The organism is Brytella acorum (assembly GCF_029309905.1).
Classification (GTDB): Bacteria; Pseudomonadota; Alphaproteobacteria; order Acetobacterales; family Acetobacteraceae; genus Brytella; species Brytella acorum.
Genome location: NZ_JARBJP010000032.1, coordinates 1 through 2,061, shown reverse-complemented (window position 1 = coordinate 2,061; position 2,061 = coordinate 1). Strand labels below are relative to the sequence as shown.

Below are 2,061 nucleotides of genomic sequence, written 5' to 3'. Positions count from 1 at the left end.
GCCTGCGGCGCCCGGAACAGCCTTACGGCTCTCCCGGAAACCATCCGATCCATGCTCGAACGGGTGGACTGGTTTAATAACCGTCGTATCCTCGAACCGATTGGCAACATAACGTCAACCGAGGCCGAACAACAGTCTTATGCCGCTCTGGACCATATCCCCATCGCCGCGTAATTTATGTACGCTAGTCTCTGCCAATCCCGGGGCGGTTCACTTCATGATTGAGGATTTTTCCTATGTCTTCAGAAAAAACACACACAACACAACCTATAAGCTACGATGGCATCGATCTTGGGATTACAAATCAAAAAATTGCTTTTATAGGACTGGCTCATAAAGCTTTTCGGGAGAGGCGACCGTTGTGCTTTCCACCGCTTGTTATCTATGATTTGTCCACTGATGTGCGTGACAGAATTGATTTTTTTGAAGTTTTCAAAAAAGAGCCTTTGCTTAAAGTGTTAGAGAGTTTTTCTATATCCGTATCTTTTTTTGGAAATGGCTTGTATGAAACCGTAGATGGGTGGCAATGCTTCCTAGAAGGAGCCGATAGATTTGGGGAGGTACTATATTATGGCGATGTTTCTCTAGATGATTTAACTTGCTCCATCGTTCGCGCTCTTGAGCTAACCGAAGATTACTACAATTTGACAAATTATATAAAAAACTCATTAAGAAATTCTGGAGTAAATTGCACTATACAGATGCGGATTGAAAAGGATTGGGAAGGATATTCATCAAATATTTTAAATTCAATATCAAACGAACGAAACTTGCCAACAGCAAAAGAAATATTAGATAAAATAAAGCACAAATTTGATTCATCGTTGACTTCAGCATTTGTTTTGTGTGATGAAAATGCTATGCCTTTATCAAAATCTGAAATTAGAAGGATAGCGTTAGAAAATTATGGAATTAACCTATTTTGGAAATCTGATTTTTTAGATTTTGGAAAATATAACCCCCTCATACTATCTTTAGTTGATTTCGAAATAGGAATGTCTAGCCCTATATTTATAGGAACGAGCAGAAGCACATTTTCATGCTTCGTAACATTTGAAAAGTACTGTAAAAATAGGGAATATGTTCGTAATCATTATATATACAACGACAATAATTCTGATATACAGGAAAGACACGACAATGGAACTTCAGTAAATGCAGAAAAGGCATTAGGAAGAACTTGGCTGAGACCTGACTTATTAAACAAAAATGACAACTATTTATCGTTCCCTATGGTTATTTCGGCTCATGTATCAAATTTAGGGGAATACATTAGCAGAACAAGTATGGTGCGCGGAGTTGTAAACTCGAAACTTGTTGCTGGAGATTGCACAAAAAAAGATTTACATCACATAGAAGGATTTGAAATTTCTGTCTCAGAATCTGCGCCACGCGTAATTTACAAAACTTTCGATATTCATCGGGTAGAAAGCAAATGGTCTAATGATGGAGATTACAGTGGGAGTAAAGGCAAAAGTCTTCCTCTGAGTGGGTTTTGTATTATGATAGAAGGCCCTGCTAGTCTCACATTAGATTGCATATACGCGGCGATTTTTTCAGACCATGACAATATTGTCGTGGCCTCAAATGGGGACGAGTGTAAATCAATATCAGGGAAAGGTAAACTTTTGTGCATGCAGATCGCGTTTAAAAAAAATAATACGACTAGGTTTTGTTGACAAAAGACGTTTTCAGGGTGTTGGAGATGTGATTCAAAGCCGGTCTTTGCGGAGACCGGTGAATGCGTGGTAACCTGACGGACGAGGAATGGACAATCATTGGCGGCCTTCTGCCGCCTGAACGTGGCCATTGGTCACGACTGGCACAGGGTAATCGTCTGTTTCTCAACGGAATGCTTTATGTGCTACGTGTCGGTTGTCCGTGGTGGGACATGCATGAGTGTTACGGAGAGTAGAACTCGGTCTATGTCCGGTTCCGCCGGTGGGCTGAGCAAGGCGTCTGGGATGCCTTGCTGGAAACACTGGTTGACCTCGGCCTGACCGATGACTGGCAGCACATGATCGACAGCACGGTCGTTCGGGGTCATAGCTAGGCGGCTGG

The 2,061-nt window shown here is 41.7% G+C and carries 2 protein-coding genes; both read left to right on the top strand.

All coding sequences use genetic code 11. The annotated features are described in order from the left end of the window. The first annotated feature begins 236 nt into the window (after nucleotides 1–236). Complete coding sequence (locus PWM43_RS15295) at nucleotides 237–1,679, top strand: O-fucosyltransferase family protein (protein ID WP_289843323.1); 1,443 nt, start codon at nucleotides 237–239, stop codon at nucleotides 1,677–1,679. A 62-nt stretch (nucleotides 1,680–1,741) separates the two neighbouring features. Beyond that, on the top strand, nucleotides 1,742–1,915 hold the full coding sequence (locus tag PWM43_RS15290) for a transposase (RefSeq protein ID WP_289843322.1): 174 nt from the start codon (nucleotides 1,742–1,744) through the stop codon (nucleotides 1,913–1,915). Nucleotides 1,916–2,061 lie beyond the last annotated feature (146 nt).

Excerpts from the sequence above, each read along its gene's own strand:
- PWM43_RS15290 (WP_289843322.1), top strand. The coding sequence starts at position 1,742 with ATGCGTGGTAACCTGACGGACGAGGAATGGACAATCATTGGCGGCCTT.
- PWM43_RS15295 (WP_289843323.1), top strand. The coding sequence starts at position 237 with ATGTCTTCAGAAAAAACACACACAACACAACCTATAAGCTACGATGGC.